This is a genomic window from Sphaerisporangium aureirubrum (genome assembly GCF_042658925.1).
GTDB classification, from domain to species: Bacteria; Actinomycetota; Actinomycetes; order Streptosporangiales; family Streptosporangiaceae; genus Sphaerisporangium; species Sphaerisporangium aureirubrum.
Window position 1 is genome coordinate 1 of sequence record NZ_JBHSRF010000021.1, and the last position, 17,949, is coordinate 17,949.

At 71.6% G+C, this 17,949-nt stretch carries 14 protein-coding genes; 5 read left to right on the forward strand and 9 right to left on the reverse strand.

The window, feature by feature from the left end; genetic code table 11:
- Positions 1-1,224: 1,224 nt before the first annotated feature.
- A complete protein-coding gene (locus tag ACFP1K_RS16520; protein ID WP_380753560.1) occupies positions 1,225-2,082 on the reverse strand; it encodes an NAD-dependent epimerase/dehydratase family protein in 858 nt (285 codons plus the stop codon).
- 261 nt (positions 2,083-2,343) lie between these two features.
- Here ACFP1K_RS16520 and ACFP1K_RS16525 point away from each other — a divergent pair, with 261 nt between their 5' ends.
- Genes ACFP1K_RS16525 through ACFP1K_RS16545 form a run of 5 tightly spaced genes read left to right on the forward strand, consistent with a single transcriptional unit; the run spans position 2,344 to position 7,972 of the window.
- On the forward strand, positions 2,344-2,709 hold the full coding sequence (locus tag ACFP1K_RS16525; protein ID WP_380753563.1) for a tautomerase family protein: 366 nt from the start codon (positions 2,344-2,346) through the stop codon (positions 2,707-2,709).
- A gap of 32 nt (positions 2,710-2,741) precedes the next feature.
- Positions 2,742-3,761 carry an NAD-dependent epimerase/dehydratase family protein gene (locus tag ACFP1K_RS16530; RefSeq protein WP_380753566.1) on the forward strand — a complete coding sequence of 340 codons (1,020 nt, stop codon included), beginning with the start codon at positions 2,742-2,744 and terminating at the stop codon, positions 3,759-3,761.
- Entirely contained in the window at positions 3,761-4,639 is an 879-nt protein-coding gene (locus ACFP1K_RS16535) for an SMP-30/gluconolactonase/LRE family protein (RefSeq protein ID WP_380753569.1), read from the forward strand. Before ACFP1K_RS16530 ends, ACFP1K_RS16535 begins: the two co-directional genes overlap by 1 nt.
- A 1-nt stretch (position 4,640) precedes the next feature.
- Complete coding sequence (locus tag ACFP1K_RS16540; protein ID WP_380753572.1) at positions 4,641-5,606, forward strand: aldo/keto reductase; 966 nt, start codon at positions 4,641-4,643, stop codon at positions 5,604-5,606.
- A gap of 35 nt (positions 5,607-5,641) precedes the next feature.
- Entirely contained in the window at positions 5,642-7,972 is a 2,331-nt protein-coding gene (locus ACFP1K_RS16545) for a glycoside hydrolase family 3 N-terminal domain-containing protein (protein ID WP_380753575.1), read from the forward strand.
- A gap of 1,071 nt (positions 7,973-9,043) precedes the next feature.
- On the opposite strand, the gene ACFP1K_RS16550 is transcribed toward ACFP1K_RS16545, so the two are convergent.
- The 8 genes from ACFP1K_RS16550 to ACFP1K_RS16585 form a co-directional block, all read right to left on the reverse strand.
- On the reverse strand, positions 9,044-10,039 hold the full coding sequence (locus ACFP1K_RS16550) for a Gfo/Idh/MocA family protein (protein WP_380753578.1): 996 nt from the start codon (positions 10,037-10,039) through the stop codon (positions 9,044-9,046).
- Entirely contained in the window at positions 10,036-10,941 is a 906-nt protein-coding gene (locus ACFP1K_RS16555) for a fumarylacetoacetate hydrolase family protein (protein WP_380753581.1), read from the reverse strand. Before ACFP1K_RS16555 ends, ACFP1K_RS16550 begins: the two co-directional genes overlap by 4 nt.
- Positions 10,942-10,968: 27 nt before the next feature.
- The gene (locus ACFP1K_RS16560) at positions 10,969-12,126 is read right to left on the reverse strand and encodes a mandelate racemase/muconate lactonizing enzyme family protein (protein WP_380753584.1); all 1,158 of its coding nucleotides are present in this window, start codon (positions 12,124-12,126) and stop codon (positions 10,969-10,971) included.
- Between the two features lie 37 nt (positions 12,127-12,163).
- The gene (locus ACFP1K_RS16565; protein ID WP_380753586.1) at positions 12,164-12,910 is read right to left on the reverse strand and encodes an RraA family protein; all 747 of its coding nucleotides are present in this window, start codon (positions 12,908-12,910) and stop codon (positions 12,164-12,166) included.
- 163 nt (positions 12,911-13,073) lie between these two features.
- Entirely contained in the window at positions 13,074-14,120 is a 1,047-nt protein-coding gene (locus tag ACFP1K_RS16570; protein ID WP_380753589.1) for a LacI family DNA-binding transcriptional regulator, read from the reverse strand.
- Positions 14,121-14,262: 142 nt separating this feature from the next.
- On the reverse strand, positions 14,263-16,035 hold the full coding sequence (locus ACFP1K_RS16575) for an IlvD/Edd family dehydratase (protein WP_380753592.1): 1,773 nt from the start codon (positions 16,033-16,035) through the stop codon (positions 14,263-14,265).
- Between the two features lie 11 nt (positions 16,036-16,046).
- Positions 16,047-16,844 (reverse strand): SDR family NAD(P)-dependent oxidoreductase, encoded by a 798-nt coding sequence (locus ACFP1K_RS16580; protein WP_380753595.1) that lies wholly within the window; start codon positions 16,842-16,844, stop codon positions 16,047-16,049.
- On the reverse strand, positions 16,841-17,947 hold the full coding sequence (locus ACFP1K_RS16585) for an alcohol dehydrogenase catalytic domain-containing protein (RefSeq protein ID WP_380753598.1): 1,107 nt from the start codon (positions 17,945-17,947) through the stop codon (positions 16,841-16,843). The genes ACFP1K_RS16580 and ACFP1K_RS16585 overlap by 4 nt, the downstream gene beginning before the upstream one ends.
- Positions 17,948-17,949 lie beyond the last annotated feature (2 nt).

Here is a 17,949-nt window from a genome sequence, read left to right on the forward strand (position 1 = left end):
TCACCCCCCCCGCACATCACCCCGCCCCCGCACATCACCCCGGGCGGCGCCCGCCCACACCGCGCCTCCTGGTTCGTCTCCAACAGCGCCGGTACGGCGGGACGTGGTACGGCGAACCCGGCGCCGCCGTACGGCGGAAAACCAGCCACGGGTCACCCACCAGGGAAAACTTAGGGATCAACCACGACAAACCCGCCCCGGCTCAGGTGAATCGACCCACCCGTTGTTGATTCCCACCATGTCCACCACCACCCACCCGATCCCCAGGGCATCCACCACCACACGCTGACGCAACCCCACGAACGCGGGCGCCGCAGCGCACCATCACCGCACGTGAACACCCCCCCACGGCGCCCCCCGTGCAGCGCACCCCCCCGGTGCAGCGCACCCCGGTGCAGCGCACCCCGGTGCAGCGCACCCCGGTGCAGCGCACCCCGGTGCAGCGCACCCCAGTGCAGCGCACCCCAGTGCAGCGCACCCCAGTGCAGCGCACCCCAGTGCAGCGCACCCCAGTGCAGCGCACCCCAGTGCAGCGCACCCCAGTGCAGCGCACCCCAGTGCAGCGCTCCCCCAGCGCAGCGCTTACACCTCCTGGCGCGTCTCCAAACGGCGCCGGTACGGCGGGACGTGGTACGGCGAACCCGGCGCCGCCGTACGGCGGAAAACCAGCCACGGGTCACCCACCAGGGACAACTTAGGGATCAACCACGACAAACCCGCCCCGGCTGAGGTAAATGTGCCCACCCGTTGTTGATTCCCACCATGTCCACCACAGCCCACCCGATCCCCAGGGCATCCATCACCGCACGATGACGCAACCCGCGAACGCGAGCGCCGCAGCCCACCATCACCACACGCTGACGCAACCCGCGAACGCGGGCGCCGCAGCCCACCACATCACCACACGCTGACGCAACCCGCGAACGCGGGCGCCGCAGCCCACCATCACCGCACGCTGACGCAACCCGCGAACGCGGGCGCCGCAGCCCACCATCACCACACGCTGACGCAACCCCGCGAGCGCGGGCGCCGCAGCGCACGATGACGCAACCCCGCGAACGCGGGCGCCGTAGTCACCATCAGCGCACGTGGGCGCCACACCCACGGCCCCCTCGCGGACGTGGGCGCCGTAGGCGCCATCAGCGCGCGTGAGCGCTGCCCCCACGGGGCCCCCGCGGACGCGGGGGACGCGACGGGACGGAGAAGGGGTGGGGAACTTGCAGGTCAGAGCATTTCGCGCCAGGAGTGTTCGGGGGCGAAGCCCAGTTCCTCGCGGGCCTTGGTGATGTCTAGGACGCTCTCGTGGCCTTCCAGCGGGCGGTTCAGCGGGACGTCGGGGAAGACTTCCTTGACCAGGTCGGCGGTGGGGCGGTTCATCAGGGTGTCGTGGGCGGCGATCACGTAGGAGCGGGCGCCGGTCACGTCGGCCAGTAGGGCGCGGCGGCAGGCTTGGGCGACGTCGCGGTCGTCGATGTAGCCCCACAGGTCGAAGACCCTGGTCAGGGGGTCGTTCCAGTAGCCGGGCAGGTTGGGGTAGTCGGCGGTGGTGTGGATGTTGGACAGGCGCAGGGAGACGATCGGGATGCCCGACCAGCCTGAGATGTGTTCGGCCATCGTCTCGCCGACCACCTTCGACAGGGCGTAGGTCGACAGCGCGATCGGGTAGTGGGCCTCGTCCACGGGCAGGTAGCGCGGCGGGGCGTCGGGGGCGAACGGGAAGCCCAGCGCGGTCTCGCTGGACGCGAAGACGACGCGGCTGAGGCCCATCTTGGCGGCGGCCAGGAAGACGTTGCCGTTGATGGCGTTGTTGACGTTGAGGGTGCGGGCGTCGGTGAAGTAGCCGGGGGCGGGGATCGCCGCCAGGTGCACGACGCCGTCCATGCCGGTCAGGGCGTCGACCGTGTCCCCGAAGTCGGTCAGATCGGCCCGCAGCAGGGGCGTTCCGAGCTCGTGCCACAGCTCGCCGCGGTCGCCCGGCGCGCCCGTCACGTCGACGGCCCGCACCTCGTGCCCGTGGGCGAGCAGGTCCTGGAGCACGGCCCGCCCGGCCTTTCCGCCCGCCCCTGTCACCGCGATCTTCACAGCGGCCTCGCTTTCACCACATCGGTACCGATTCGCCGAGCCCTACCGTAGTAGATCGGCGACCGAAAGTTCGTCGAAACTATCGAGCATCCGCTTTCATAGGCCACAGGCCGTCTGACAAGCTGAAACACGGCTGTCACCCCTGATAGCGACACTCGGTACCTTGACGTCCGAGACCGGCCGTTCTACGTTGTCAACGTACCAACGAAGTTTCGGATAGTTTCCGAAAGTTTCCGTCCTCACTTTCCGAAGGAGCCACCGGTGCCACTGGTGCAGATCGACCTTGAGCGTTCCCTCGCCGAACGGCTGGGCGAGCAGATCAGCGAAGGGATCCATCAAGCGCTGGTGGACGCGCTCGGGATGGACCCGGCCGACAAGTTCCAGATCTTCCGTACCCACGCCCCCGGCGAGATCGTCTTCGACCCCACGTACAACGGCGTCGACCGCCAGAGCCTTGTCAGCGTGCAGATCCAGATGGTCCACATGTACGACGTCACCACCAAGTGGGCGATGTTCGACCAGATCGCCAAGCAGCTGGAGGCCATCGGCATCCGCAACGACGACCTGCTGATCAGCATCGTGGAGAACGGCTTCGAGGACTGGTACGCCGGTAAGTCACGCACCTGACCTCGTATTCCCAGAACGGCTGGAGTCCACCCATGAAGGTTCTCTATATCGGCGGCACCGGCACGATCAGCTCGTCCTGCGTGGCCGAGTCCGTGCGCCAGGGCCAGGACGTGCACGTCCTGAACCGCGGCCGCACCTCGGGCCGCCGCCCCCTCCCGGACGGCGTCACCACGATCACCGCCGACGTCCAGGACCCTGAGTCCGTGCGACAGGCCCTCGCCGGCACGGCGTTCGACAGCGTGGTCAACTTCCTCAGCTACGGCGCCAAGGACGCCGAGGCCGTGGTCGACCTGCTGGACGGCAACATCGGCCAGTACGTCCACATCAGCTCCGCCTCGATCTACCACAAGCCGGTGCGGCAGTGGCCGGTCACCGAGTCGACCACCAGGCGCAACCCCTTCCTGGCCTACGCCCGGGACAAGATCGCCGCCGAGGACGTGCTGCACCGCGCGTACGAGGAGCGCGACTTCCCGGTCACCGTGGTGCGCCCGTCGCACACCTACGACGACGCCAACCCGCCGCTGCCCGGCGACTGGACCGCCTGGGACCGCGTCGCGCGCGGCGACGACCTGGTCGTGCCCGGCGACGGCACCAGCCTGTGGACCCTCACGCACGCGCGGGACTTCGCCGTCGGCCTGGTCGGCCTGATCGGCAACTGGCAGGCCGTGGGCGAGGACTTCCACATCACCTCCGACGAGGCGCTGACCTGGGACGAGATCTACGACATCATCGCCCGCACCTCCGGCGGGAAGCCCCGCCTGCTGCACCTGTCGTCGGAGTTCCTGCCGAAGATCGCGCCGGACTGGTTCTGGTCGGACCTGATCGTCGGCGACCTGGCGCACAGCGCGGTGTTCGACAACAGCAAGATCAAGCGGTTCGTCCCCGCGTTCCGTCCCACGATCACCTGGTCGGAGGGCGCGCGCCGCCTGCACGCCTGGCGGGCCGCGCACACGGAGCAGACCCGCCCGGACCCGGCGACCGACGCGGTGCTGGCCCGCCTGGTCGAGGGCCACCGGCTCGCCGCCGCCGCGATCACCCCCCTGGCGCCGTGATGGGGAGCGACCTGACCGCCGAGACGTGGCTGGAGGTCTCCGGCGTCCACCTCGAAGGCGTGGTGTGGGACGACGCCGCGGGCCTCCTGCGGTTCGTCGACATCCCCCGGGGGCGGGTCTTCGACGCCACCCCCGCCGCGGGGGTCAGCTGGTTCGACCTGCCCGCCCCGATCACCGCCGTGCACCCCACCACCGACCCGGCGACGCTGCTGATCGCGGACGGCGACGGCATGGCGCTGACCTCGGGCGGCGTGCTCACCGAGCGTCTCGCCGCGCCGCTGGCGGACCTGCCCGAGATCCGCATGAACGACGGCAACGTCGACCCCGCGGGCCGCTACCTCGCCGGGAGCATGGCCTACGACGCCACCCCCGGCGCGGGGGCGCTGTACCTCCTGGACACGGACCGCTCGCTGCACACCGTGCTCACCGACGTCACCATCAGCAACGGCCTGGACTGGTCCCCCGACGGCACCCTGTGCTACTACGCGGACAGCCCGACCCGCCGCATCGACGTCTTCGACTACGACGTGACGACCGGCGCCCTGTCCGGCCGCCGCACGTTCGCCGACACCTCCGGCCTGACCGGCATCCCCGACGGCCTGACCGTCGACGCCGACGGCGGCGTGTGGGTGGCGTTCTGGGGCGGCGGGTGCGTGGTCCGCTTCGACACCGAGGGCCAGATCGACCAGACGGTGCGCCTGCCCGTCACGCAGGTGACGTCGTGCGCGTTCGGCGGGCCGGACCTGGACCGGCTGTACATCTCCACCTCCACCGAGGACCTCACCCCCGACCAGCTCCGTGACCAGCCCGCCGCCGGCACCGTCTTCCTGGCCGAGCCCGGCCGCCGCGGCCGGCCCTCGAACAGGTTCGTGATCTGACATGGCCGACGACCCGACGACAGACCCGTCCGCCCGGCGACCGTTCGGCCGGACCGGGCTCGCCGTGACGCCCATCTGCATCGGCACCAGCCCGCTGGCCAGCATGCCCCGCCTGTACGGCTACGAGGTGGACGACGCCAGGGCCGAGGCCACGGTGGACGCCGTGCTCGACGGCCCGTTCAACTTCCTCGACACCTCCAACAATTACGGCAACGGCACCGCCGAGCGCCGCGTCGGCGCCGTGGTGCGCCGCCGCGGCCTGCCCGACGGTTTCGTGCTGGCCACCAAGGCGGACGCCGACCCCGACACCGGGGACTTCTCCGGCGAACGGGTGCGCCGCTCGGTGGAGGAGAGCCTGGAGCGCCTCGGCGTGGACCGCGTGCCGGTGATGTACCTGCACGACCCGGAGTTCCACATCACCTTCGAGGAGGCGATGGCCCCGGGCGGCGCCGTGGAGGCGCTGGTCATGCTGCGCGACGAGGGCGTGGTCGGCCACCTCGGCATCGCGGGCGGCCCGGTGGACCTCATGCGCCGGTACGTCGGCACCGGCGTCTTCGAGGCTGTGATCAACCACAACCGCTGGACCCTGGTCGACCGCGCCGCCGGCCCGCTGCTCGACGACGCGGCGGCCGCCGGGGTCGCCTTCGTCAACGGCGCCCCGTACGGCGGCGGCATGCTCGTCAAAGGCCCCGACGTCCAGCCCAGATACGCCTACCGCGACACCGACGAGCCGGTGCGCGAGGCGGTCCGCCGCATGCAGACCGCGTGCGCGGCCCACGACGTGCCGCTCGCCGCCGCGGCGCTGCAGTTCTCGCTGCGCGACCCCCGGGTGACGTCGACCATCGTCGGCGTCTCCGAGCCCAAGCGGATCGCCGCGACCCTGGAACTCGCCACCACCCCCGTCCCCGGCGAGCTGTGGGAAGAACTCGACCGGCTGGCACCCCCGCCGGGCGGGTGGCTGGAATGACTGGCCGCACCGAGCCACACGAAACGGAGTGACACATGACCACCGTGAGCACGGACACCGCGCCGGAGGTGTGGAAGGACGCCGGCCGGTCACCCGAGGAGCGGGTCGAGGCGCTGATGGCGCGGATGAGCGTGGCCGAGAAGGTCGCCCAGCTCTACGGCGTCTGGGTGGGCATCGACAACGCCGACGGTGAGATGGCCCCGCACCAGCACGAGTTCACCTCGCTGCCCGTCGCGTGGGACGAGCTGGTCAAGGAGGGCATGGGGCAGCTGACCCGGCCGTTCGGCACCACACCCGTCGGCGTCGCCAAGGGCGCGGCCACCCTCGCCGCCGCGCAACGGTCCATCATGGCGGCCGGGCGGTTCGGCATCCCCGCAGTCGTGCACGAGGAGATCCTCACCGGCCTCGCCGCGTGGCAGGCGGGTGTGTACCCCTCGCCGCTGTGCTGGGGCGCGACCTTCGACCCCGGGCTGGTCGAGCGGATGGGCGCGCAGATCGGCGCCACCATGCGCCGCCTCGGCATCCACCAGGGCCTGGCCCCGGTGCTGGACGTCGCCCGTGACCTGCGCTGGGGCCGGGTCGAGGAGACCATCGGCGAGGACCCCGTGCTGGTGGGCACCATCGGCAGCGCCTACGTGCGCGGCGTGCAGTCCGCCGGGGTGATCGCCACGCTGAAGCACTTCGTGGGCTACTCGGCGTCCAAGGGCGGCCGCAACCTCGCCCCGGTGTCGGCCGGGCGCCGCGAGGTCGCCGACGTGCTGCTGCCGCCGTTCGAGATGGCGCTGCGCGCGGGCGCCGGCTCGGTGATGAACTCCTACGCCGACATCGACGGCACCCCGGTCGCCGCCGACGTCACGCTGCTCACCGACCTGCTCCGCGACACCTACGGCTTCACCGGCACCGTGGTGGCCGACTACTTCTCCGTCGCGTTCCTGCAGACCCTGCACAACGTCGCGGCGTCCCCCGCGGACGCGGCCCGGCTGGCGCTCACCGCCGGGATCGACGTCGAACTGCCCACGGTGAACTGCTTCGGCCCGCCGCTGGTCGACGCGGTCGAGCGCGGCGAGGTGGACATAGCGCTGGTCGACCGCGCGCTGCGGCGGGTGCTGCTGCAGAAGTGCGCGCTCGGCCTGCTCGACGCGGACTGGACGCCGGAGTCCTCGGTACTGGACGAGGACGGCGAGGTCGTCCTCGACGACGCCGACGTGCGGTCCCTGGCCGGCGAGCTGGCCCGCCGCTCGATCGTCCTGCTGCACAACCCCGCCGGGACGCTGCCGCTGGCCGCGAACCTGAAGCTGGCCGTGGTCGGCCCGCGCGCCGACACCCCGCAGGCCATGCTGGGCTGCTACTCGTTCCCGATGCACGTCGGCGTGCACCACCCGGACACCGGTATGGGCATCGAGGTGCCCACCCTGGTGGACGCGCTGCGCGCCGACGCCGCGGGTTACGACGTGCGCTACGAGCAGGGCGTCCCGGTGCTCGGCGGCGACGACGAGGGCATCGCCGCGGCCGTGGCGGCGGCGGCCGACGCCGACGTCTGCCTGGCGGTGCTGGGCGACCAGGCGGGCCTGTTCGGCCGCGGCACCTCCGGCGAGGGCTGCGACGCGGGCACCCTCCGCCTCCCCGGGCGCCAGGAGGAACTGCTCGAAGCCGTCCTGGCCACCGGCACCCCCGTGGTCCTGGTGCTGCTGGTCGGCCGCCCCTACGAACTCGGCCGCCAGATCGACCGCCTGTCCGCCGTGGTCTGCGGCTTCTTCCCCGGCGAGGAGGGTGCCGCCGCCCTGGCCGACGTCCTGTCCGGCCGCTCCGACGCCACCGGCCGCCTCCCGGTGAGCTTCCCCAGGGACGGCGGCAACCAGCCCGCCACCTACCTGGGCGCCCCCCTCGCCCAGCGCAGCGAGGTCAGCAACGTCGACCCCACCGCCCTGTTCGCCTTCGGCCACGGCCTGTCCTACGCCCCCGTCACCTGGTCCGGCGTCACCGGCGACACGACCTGGCCCACCGACGGCACCCTCGACGTACGGGTGACCCTGCGCAACGAGACCGACCGCGAGTCGTCCGAAGTGGTGCAGGTCTACCTGCACGACCCCGTCGCCGAGGTGGCCCGTCCCGTCCAGTCCCTGCTCGCCGCCCACCGCGTAGACCTCTCCCCCGGCGAGACCCGCGAGCTGACCCTGACCCTGCACGCCGACCAAACCTCCTACACCGGCCCGTCCTGGCACCGCCAGGTCGACCCCGGCGCCGTAGAACTACGCATAGGCGCCTCCAGCACCGACATCCGCCAAACCCTCCCCATCACCATGACCGGCCCCCGCCGCCACATCGGCTTCGACCGCGTAATGGAAGCCACCGTCACCACGACGTAAGCACCAAGAAGAAAGGGCGGCCCCACGCACAGGCGGGGCCACCCTTTCTTCGTGGCCCCCATAAAAACCCCACTCCGGCCGAGGCGAACTGGCCCACCCGTTGTCAATTCCCACCATGTCGACCACCACCCACCCAATCCCCAGGACATCCATCACCGCACGTTGACACCACCCCGCGAACGGCCCCACCACGCACATCAGCGCACCTGAACGCCACCCCACGGCGCCACCCCACGGCGCCACCCCCACGGCGCCACCCCCACGGCGCCACCCCCACGGCGCCACCCCCACGGCGCGCCACCTTCGGGTGCGCCCCGCCCTGCGCGCCCATCCATGCCTCGCCTCTAGGTGCGTCTCCCGGCGCCGGTACGGCGGGACGTGGTACGGCGAACCCGGCGCCGTCCTACGGCGAGAAACCCGCCACGGCTCAACTACCAGGAACAACCGAGGGACCAACCACAACAAACCCACTCCGGCCGAGGCGAACTGGCCCACCCGTTGTCAATTCCCACCATGTCGACCACCACCCACCCGATTCCCGGGGCATCCATCACCGCACGTTGACGTCCCCCACGAGCGCGGGCGTCACAGCGCCCTGTCAGCGCACATGGACGCCACCCCGCGAACGCGGACACGGGCACGGACGCAGACACGGACGCAGACACGGACGCAGACACGGACGCAGACACGGACGCAGACACGGACGCAGACACGGACGCAGACACGGACGCAGACACGGACGCAGGCGGTCGAATATCAACCAACCACTGCGAGCGGCATGGATTGCGGGTTCCAGACCCGATCTGGAGCGCGGCGGTGGGTGGTGGGCCGAGTCAGGGTCGCCTGAAAAAGACTGCGCCGAAGGCACCATTTCGAAGGGCGCCAGCCGACAAGTTTTAGGCCGGAGGACGGCCGACGGGGTTCGGACCGGGCCGACGGCCGACGAGGCTTCGGGCCAGGCCGACGGGGTTCGGGCCAGGCCGACGGCCGAGGGCTTGGCCCGGGACGCCAGCCGGTCGGCTCCCGGCGCGCAGGACGGGGCGGCCCCGGCTGCGGGGCCGCCCCCTTATGTCACTCGTTCGGGTAGCGGAGGCCTACCTGGGAGCGGACCTCGTCCATCGTTCCCATGATTTCGCAGGACTCGTCCAGGGTCAGGGTCGGGCTTTCCAGCAAGCCTTCCCGTACGCAGCGGGCCACCTCTTCGGACTGGAAGCGGAGGCCGTTGCCCTGGACGGGGAACTCGTAGCGTTCTGTGGCGCCGGTGCGGGCGGTCAGGGTGAAGGTGGTGGGGCGGTACCACCAGGGGTCGATGTCGATGCGGGCGTCGGTGCCGGCTATGGAGGCGCGGTTGGCGAGGAAGGTCTCCATGGTGCTGGTGGCCACGCCCTGGCGGCCGGCCTCGTAGTTCATGATCATGGCGGTGTGGCCGTCGACGCCGGTGTCGCCGAACTGGGTGGAGGCGAGTACCGAGGCGGGGGTGCCGAGGACCATGGACAGGAAGGACACCGGGTAGACGCCGAGGTCCAGGAGGGCGCCGCCGCCGAGGTGCGGGTCGAACATGCGGTGCGCGGGGTCGTGGCGGAACCAGACGCCGTGCTCGGCGGTGACCAGGCGGATGTCGCCGAGGCGGTCCTGGGCGAGCAGCTCACGCAGGCGGATCATGTGCGGCAGGAAACGCGTCCACATGGCCTCCATCAGGAACACGCCCCGGGCCCGGGCGGCCTTGACCAGTTCCTCGGCCTCGGCGCGGTTGATGGTGAACGGCTTCTCCACCAGCACGGCCTTGCCCGCCTCGATGGCGGCGAGGGCGGCGTCCTTGTGCGCGGTGTGCGGCGTCGCGACGTACACCGCGTCGACGTCGGCGGAGGCGAGCATCTCGGCCTGGTCGCCGTACGCGCGGGGCGCGCCCACCTGGGCGGCGAACTCCTCGGCGCGGGCGGCGGTGCGCGAGCCGACGGCCACCAGCTCGCCGGCGTCGGACAGCCGGAGGTCCTCGGCGAAGGCCTTGGCGATGCCGCCGGTGCCGACGATGGCCCAGCGCAGCGGTTCGGGGGTCGAAGTGGTCATCGCAGTGTCGTCTCCAGAGAAGGGATGGACTCGGGGGAGTCGCCGGGCTTGCCGCGGACGATGGGGTTGCGCAGCACACCCACACCGGCGATGCCGATCTCGACCACGTCGCCGGCGGCGAGCGTGAACGGCGCCGGCGGCACCAGGCACGTGCCGGTGGACAGCACGACGCCGTCGGGGTGGACGTCACCGAGCATCAGGTACGCCACCAGGCCGTCGAGCCGCCTGCGCAGCCGGCCGGTGCTCGCCTCGCCGTGCCACACCTGCGCGCCGTCGCGGATGATCGTCATCTCGATCGGCAGGTCGTAGGGGTCCTCGACCTCCCACACGGGCGTGACCCAAGGGCCGAGGCCGCAGGCGCCGTAGAACATCTTGGCCTGCGGCAGGTAGAGAGGGTTCTCGCCCTCGATGCTGCGCGAGGACATGTCGTTGCACACCGAGTAGCCGACGATCTCGCCGAGGTTGTTCACCACCAGGGCCAGCTCGGGCTCGGGCACGTCCACCGCCGAGTCCGGGCGGATGGCGAGGTCTCCCCCGGTGCCCACGGCCCGCCAGCCGACCGACTTGAAGAACAGCTCGGGCCGCTCGGCGTCGTAGACCTGCTCGTAGATGGTCGCCGAGCGCTCGCTCTCCTCGACCCTTGCCTCACGGGACGTCTCGTACGTGACGCCCGCGCCCCACACCTCGGTGCGGCCGTCCACCGGGGGCAGCAACTCGACGTCCTCCAGCGGCACCCGCTCACCGAGCGGCCCGCCGATCAGCCGGGCGCGCAGCGCGTCCAGCGGCAGCGTCCACAACTCCGCGAGGGACGCGACACCGGTCAGCTCGGCGACGGTGCCGTCGTCGTGCAGGCCGATCCTGGGCTCGGCGGATTGTCGCGTTCGATACCTGACGATGTTCACCTGACTCCTTCACCACTTCCGAGACGCTCAGCCGCCGAAACCGTCCTGCGCGTGAGCCCGGAGGTAGTCCATGTCGAAGTCCAGCCCGAGGCCGGGGCCGGGAGGCAGCCTCAGGCGGCCGTCACGGTTGTCCAGGGGCGTACGCAGGAAACGGTTGTACGCACCGAGGTCGTGGCCGCTCGACTCGATGCGGTAGAAGTTCGGCACCGTCAGCATCACATGCCCGCCGGCGACGAGGTTCACCGGGCCGCTCGCGTCGTGCGGGGAGACCGGGACGTAGTACGCCTCGGCCATCGTGGCGATCTTCTTCAGCTCGCTGATGCCGCCGGTCCAGGTGACGTCCGGCATCACGAAGTCGGCGAGCCGGTTCTCCAGCACCGGGGCGAAGTCCCAGCGGGTGTGCAGCCGCTCCCCCACCGAGATGGGCACCCGGACGCGGTCGCGCACCTGCTGGAGGGCGTGGCGGCTCTCCGGGGGCACCGGTTCCTCGTACCAGTGGATGCCGCCGGCCTCGTCCAGGGCCTGCCCGAGGCGGACGGCGGTGGGCACGTCGAAGCGGCCGTGCGCGTCCACGAGCAGTTCGACGTCCGGCCCGGCCAGCTCGCGGATCAGCGCGGTCAGCTCGATCGCCTCGCGCTCCAGCGCCCGGCTCAGGCGGCCGTCCAGGTAGCGGTCGTTGGCCTCGGGCTGGCCCGGTTCGTGCGGGAACGGGTCGAATTTTATGGCGGTGTGGCCGGAGTCCACGATCTTGGCGATCTCGTCGGCGACGCCCGCCCGGGTGCCGAACCTGGACTGGTCGGGGTGGGTGTAAAGGAGAAGGTCGTCACGGACGGGGCCGCCGAGCAGATCGTGCACCGGGACGCCGAGCACCTTGCCGCGGATGTCCCACAGCGCGATGTCGACGGCGCTGACCACGTTGGTCCCGGCGCCGCGGCTGCCCATGTAGGTGAACGCCCGGAACAGCTTGTGCCAGATGTCCTCGATCCTCGCGGGGTCGTCCCCCGCCAGGAGCTCGTTGGCCTGCCGCAGCATGGCGGCGACGCCGCGGTTGGCGGCGCGGGTCGTGGTGGTGACCTCGCCCCAGCCGTCCACGCCCTCGTCGGTGCGCACCTGAAGGAACAGGAACTCGCCCCAGAAGGAGCCGCCGGACCGCACCAGCCACGGCACCAGCTCCACGATCTTCACCGCGCCGCTCCTCTCGGCCGCGCCGGGGACCGCCCGGTCACGCGCCGGCCTCGTGCCGGGCGCGGCGCCACAGCTCGTACTCGGGCCGCGCCTCCTCCGAGAGCGGATAGTACGCGCGCAGGTCGCCCCCCTGGGACAGCCGGAACCTGGAGAACTCCTCCCAATCAGCGTGGGTGCTCGCCGCGGCCAGCAGGGCGGGGGCCAGCTTGATCGGGACGACCACCGCGCCGTCGTCGTCGGCCACGATGATGTCGCCGGGCATCACGACGGTGTCGCCGCAGGCCACGGGCACGTTGACCGCGGTGGGGAAGATTCCGGTCTGGGAGTGGAAGTTCGGGGTGGCGCCGCGCACCCACAGGCCGAGGCCGAGATCGCGCACCTTGCCGATGTCGCGCACGCAGCCGTCCACGACGACGCCGGCGCCGCCGCGGCTCTTGAAGTACAACATCATCATCTCGCCGAACACGCCGCTGCCCATGTCGCCGCGCGCGTCCACGACCACGATGTCGCCGGGCCGGGTGTGGTACAGCACGTGGCGGTGCAGCTGCTTCTCCGGGTCGGCGTACTCGTCGACCGGGTACAGGTCCTCGCGTTTCGGCATGAACTGCAGGGTGAGCGCCGGACCGGCGACGCAGACGCCGGGCGTGTGCGCGACCGGGCCGCGGATGTGCGCGCTGCGGACCCCGAGACGGTTGAGCTCGCTGCTCGCGGTGGCGCTGCCGATGGCCTGCAAACCGGCGACGAGCTCGCCCTCCGGGCGAACGATGTCGTGGGTCTCGATCACGTCGGTCTCTCTTTCGCCCGGGAGATCCTCGCCAGCTGAGTTTCGAGGCAATTTCGGAAACAGTAGCCGCACGCCATGGTAGCGTCCCGGGGCAATTCGGGCGACGTCACAGGTCACACCACCGAAACACGACCTCGGCGGAACCGAAACTAGGCGACCTTGTTCAGCGTGCCCGGCGTCTGGACAAGGGGGCCGTGCTGCCGCGCACCACCAGCTTGGTGGACAGTTCGACCCGGCCCTCGGGCATCTCGGTGCCGTCCTGGTGCGCGAGCAGCGTGCGGACGGCGAGGGCGGCCAGCTCGGCGATGGGCTGGCGCACGGTGGTCAGCGGCGGCGTCACCCACTGGGACATCGGCACGTCGTCGAAGCCCACCACGCTGAGGTCGTCGGGCACGCGCATGCCCCGCTGCTGGACGGCGGCGTACACGCCGAGCGCCTGCTCGTCGTTGGCCGCGAAGATCGCCGTGGGGGGCTCCGGGCGGTCCAGCAGGGCCAGTGCCAGCTTGAAGCCGGAGGAGTAGTGGAAGTCGCCGTGCTCGACGAGCGCGTCGTCGGCGGTGATCCCGGCCCGCTCCAGCGTCGCGCGGTACCCGGCCAGCCGCGCCTGGCTGCACAGGAACCGCATCGGCCCGGTGATCATGCCGATGCGCTGGTGGCCGAGGTCGATGAGGTGCTGGGTGGCGGCCATGCCGCCGCCCCAGTTGCCCGCGCCGATCGAGGGGATGTCGCCGTCGGAGTCGCCGACGGGGTCGACCAGGACGGCCGGGACGCCGAGCTTGGCGATGCGCTTGTGGTCGGACGCCGTCAGCTCCGACAGCGCGAGGATGATGCCGCGCGGCGACCGGTCGGCGATGTCCTCCAGCCACTGCTGGCCGCGGCCGGGGCCGCTGTCCAGCACGGACACCACGATGCCGATGCGCGAGCCGCGCGCGGCCTCCTCGGCGCCGCGGATCATCTCGGCGGCCCATGGAGTGCTGGGGTCGTTGAACAGCATCTCCATCAGGCCGCCGCGGCGTTCGGTGAGCACGGGCCGCTTGGTGCGCTTCGTGGGGACGTATCCCCGCGCGACGAGCATGGCCTCGATCTGGACCCGGGTGGCGGGCGCCACGTCGGAACGCCCGTTGAGCACCTTCGACACGGTCGCGCGGGAAACCCCGGCCTCGGCGGCGATGTCGGCGACGGTGACCCGCCGTTCGATCGAGTCAGACACCAATCGTTGCTCCATCACCGAAACTGGGCTTTCACTGTCTAGTCACCATCGTAGAGGGCAGCGGTCATCTGGACCCAACGCTTGGTTGTTTGCCCTGTCTGCCCTCTTTGACGGTGCGCGCCCCGTTCGGTGGGTGTCGAGGTCAGTGCGAGTCGCGCGGCACCTCGCTCCCGCGGCCGCCGCGCAGGAACCCGAAGTCCGCGCCGCCGTCCGCCTGCAGGACGTGCTCCCGGTACAGCCACCGGTAGCCGCTCTCGTCCTCGGCCTTCGGCGGCACCCACTCGGCGCGCCTGCGCTCCAGCTCGTCGTCCGGCACCAGCAGCGTCAGCCTGCGCGCCGGCACGTCCAGCTCGACGCGGTCCCCGGTGCGCACCAGCGCCAGCGGGCCGCCGACGGCCGCCTCGGGCGCGACGTGCAGCACCACCGTGCCGAAACCGGTGCCGCTCATCCGGCCGTCGCTGATCCGCACCATGTCGGTCACCCCGGCGCGCAGCAGCTTGGCGGGCAGCGGGACGTTCGCCACCTCGGGCATGCCGGGGTAGCCCTTCGGCCCCGCGCCCCGGATGACCAGCACGTCGCCGGGGGTCACGTCGAGGTCGTCGTCGTCGCAGACCGCGTGGTACTCCTCGGGCGAGTCGAACACCAGGGCCCGGCCGACGTGCGTCATCAGCTCGGGCGACGCCGCCGACTGCTTGATCACCGCGCCGGAGGGCGCCAGGTTGCCGCGCAGGACGGCGGTGCCGGTGCCCGCGGGCTGCAACGGCTCGGCCAGCGGGCGGATCACCTCGGTGTTCCAGCAGACCGCGTCCGCGACGTTCTCGCCGACGCCGCGGCCGGTCACCGTCAGGGCGCCGGAGTTCAGCAGGCCCGCCTCGTCCAGCTCGCGCAGCACGACCGGGAGGCCGCCCGCGTAGCAGAAGTCCTCCATCAGGAACCGGCCCGAGGGCATCAGGTCGACGATGGTCGGCACGTCCCTGACGAGGGCGTCGAAGTCGTCCAGCGCCAGGTCCACGCCGAGCCGGCCCGCGAGCGCGGTCAGGTGGATGATGGCGTTGGTGGAGCCGCCGATGGCGGCGTTGGTGCGGATCGCGTTCTCGAAGGCCTCGCGGGTGAGGATCGCGCTCGGCCGCAGGTCCTCCTCGACCATGGCCACGATGCGCTGACCCGCCTCCTGCGCGACCTCGAAGCGGCGCGAGTCCACGGCGGGCCACGCCGCCGAGCCCGGCAGCTGCATGCCGAGCGCCTCGGCCATGCACGCCATCGTGGAGGCCGTGCCCATCGTCATGCAATGGCCGTTCGACCGTGCCATGCAGCCCTCGGCGACGTGGCCCTCCTGCGCCGACATGCGGCCGGCCTTGATCTCGGCCTCGAACTTCCACACGTGGGTGCCCGAGCCGACGTCCTGGCCGCGGTACTTGCCGTTCAGCATGGGACCGCCGGTCACCATCACGGCGGGCAGGTCGACGCTGGCCGCGCCCATGAGCAGGCCAGGCGTCGTCTTGTCGCAGCCGGACAGCAGCACCACGCCGTCCAGCGGGTTGGCGCGGATCAGCTCCTCGGCCTGCATGGCGAGCATGTTGCGGTACAGCATCGCGGTGGGGCGCAGCAGGGTCTCGCCGGTCGCCATCACCGGGAAGACCAGCGGGAACCCGCCCGCCATCCACACGCCGCGCTTGACGGCCTCGGCCACGCGGTCCAGGTGCGCGTTGCACGGGGCCAGCTCCGACCACGTGCTCGCGATGCCGATGACCGGGCGGCCGTCGAAGACGTCCGGCCCGTATCCCTGGTTGCGCATCCAGGAGCGGTACAGCATGCCCGATCGGCCCTCGGCCGCGAACCAGTGCGCGCTGCGCCGCGGGTTCGCGGCGTGGCCCTCCTGCCGCTCGTACTGGTCGGGCTCTTCTCGCTCTGCCATCGGTCCCCCGTTCACATCCATCCGCCGTCCACGATCCACTTCTGCCCGGTGCACATGGCGCTGTCGTCGGCCGCCAGCCACAGCACCAGCCGCGCCACGTCGGCGGGCATGACGTTGTCGGGCAGCGACTGCACCTGTGCCAGTTTCTCCCGCACCTCCGGCGTCACCCAGTGGGTCAGCTGCCGCTCGGTGAAGACCCAGCCCGGCACGACGCAGTTGACCCGGATGCGGTCCTGGCCGAGCTCGCGCGCCATCGTCCTGGTCAGGCCCTCGATGGCGGCCTTGGAGGCGATGTACATCGGCAGGCCGACGAAGTCGACGTGCGCGCTGATCGAGCCGAGGTTGATGACGGAGCCGCCGCCGAGCGACCGCATGCCCGCCATCACGGCCCGCGTCGCGAAGAAGTGGTGGCGCAGGTTCACCGCGATACCGTGGTCCCATTCCGGGACGTCCACGGTCTCGATGTCCTGCCGCACGTCGTTGGCCGCGTTGTTGACCAGGACGGAGACGGGCCCGAGCCCGTCCTCCACCGCCGCGACCGCCGCGCGCAGCTGGTCGACGTCGCACACGTCGGCGCGCACGTACAGCGGCTCGGGGCACCCGGTCCCGGCCAGCTTGTCCAGCAGCCGCCCGGCGCCCTCGTCGTCGATGTCGGCGAACCCGACCCGCACGCCCTGCGCCGCCAGCGAGGCGACGAACTCCGCCCCGAGGCCGGTCGACCCGCCGGTGACGAAGGCGACCTTCCCCCGCAGGCTGGGATAGACGGCGTACCGGGACTCGGCCGGCTGGGTGTCTGATGCCACGGTCATGGGGTCTCCCACGGCAGGACCACGCCCCGTCCCACGGAGCCGCTGGTCAGGTCGGCGAATGCTTCGTTGATGCGGGCCAGCGGGTAGCGCTGCCCGATGAGCGTGTCGAGCGGCAGCCGTCCCGAGAGGTACAGCCCGAACAGCCGCGGCAGGTCGATGAGCGGGTTGGCCGACCCGTACAGGCTCCCGACCACCCGCTTCTCCCGCTGCACCAGGAGGTTCAGCGGCACGTTGAACGTCTGCCCGACCTTCCCGAGCCCGACCGCCACCACCGTGCCGCCCGGCCGCAGCACCTCGAACGCCGTCTCCAGCGTCGCGGGCCGCCCGATCGCCTCGACGGCCCACTCGACGCCGCCGGGCCGGATGTCCTGGATCGCCGCCGCGACGTCCTGCCGCGACGCGTCGACGGTGTGCGTCGCCCCGAGCCGCTCGGCCATGGCGAGCCGCTCCACCACCACGTCCACCACGACGATCGGGCTGGCCCCCGCGAGCACCGCCCCGAGCACGGTGGACAACCCGACCCCACCGGCCCCGAAGATCACGACGGCCTCGCCGGCGCACCGCCCGATGGCGTTGAGCACCGCGCCGACCCCGGTGATGACCGCGCACCCCGCGATCGCCGCGATCTCCGCCGGCACCCCCTCGGGCACCGGCACCACGGCCCGCTCCGACACCACGCAGTACTCCGCGAAGCACGACACCCCGAGCAGATGATGAACCCGGGCCCCGTCCGCGTGCAGCCGGGTGGTCCCGTCCAGCAACCCGCCGGACCCCACCATGATCCCCGCCGCCTCGCACAACGCGGGCCGCCCCACCAGGCAGTACCGGCACTGCCCGCACCGGGGCCGCCACATGAGACAGACCCGATCCCCCACCGCGAACCGGGTCACCCCCGGCCCCACCGCCTCCACGACCCCCGCGCCCTCATGCCCCGGCACCACAGGCAACGGACACCGCAGATCCCCCGAGATGTAGTGCTGATCGCTGTGACAGACCCCCGCGGCCTCAACCCTGACCAGCACCTCTTCCGGCCCCGGCTCGTCAAGATCCAGCCCCCGCACCACGAGAGGCGCCCCGAACCGTTCCAGCAGCGCAGCCCTCATCC

Coding starts and splice junctions, on each gene's coding strand:
- ACFP1K_RS16580 (WP_380753595.1), bottom strand. CDS start 16,844: ATGACCGTGGCATCAGACACCCAGCCGGCCGAGTCCCGGTACGCCGTC.
- ACFP1K_RS16530 (WP_380753566.1), top strand. CDS start 2,742: ATGAAGGTTCTCTATATCGGCGGCACCGGCACGATCAGCTCGTCCTGC.
- ACFP1K_RS16585 (WP_380753598.1), bottom strand. CDS start 17,947: ATGAGGGCTGCGCTGCTGGAACGGTTCGGGGCGCCTCTCGTGGTGCGG.
- ACFP1K_RS16545 (WP_380753575.1), top strand. CDS start 5,642: ATGACCACCGTGAGCACGGACACCGCGCCGGAGGTGTGGAAGGACGCC.
- ACFP1K_RS16550 (WP_380753578.1), bottom strand. CDS start 10,039: ATGACCACTTCGACCCCCGAACCGCTGCGCTGGGCCATCGTCGGCACC.
- ACFP1K_RS16535 (WP_380753569.1), top strand. CDS start 3,761: ATGGGGAGCGACCTGACCGCCGAGACGTGGCTGGAGGTCTCCGGCGTC.
- ACFP1K_RS16540 (WP_380753572.1), top strand. CDS start 4,641: ATGGCCGACGACCCGACGACAGACCCGTCCGCCCGGCGACCGTTCGGC.
- ACFP1K_RS16575 (WP_380753592.1), bottom strand. CDS start 16,035: ATGGCAGAGCGAGAAGAGCCCGACCAGTACGAGCGGCAGGAGGGCCAC.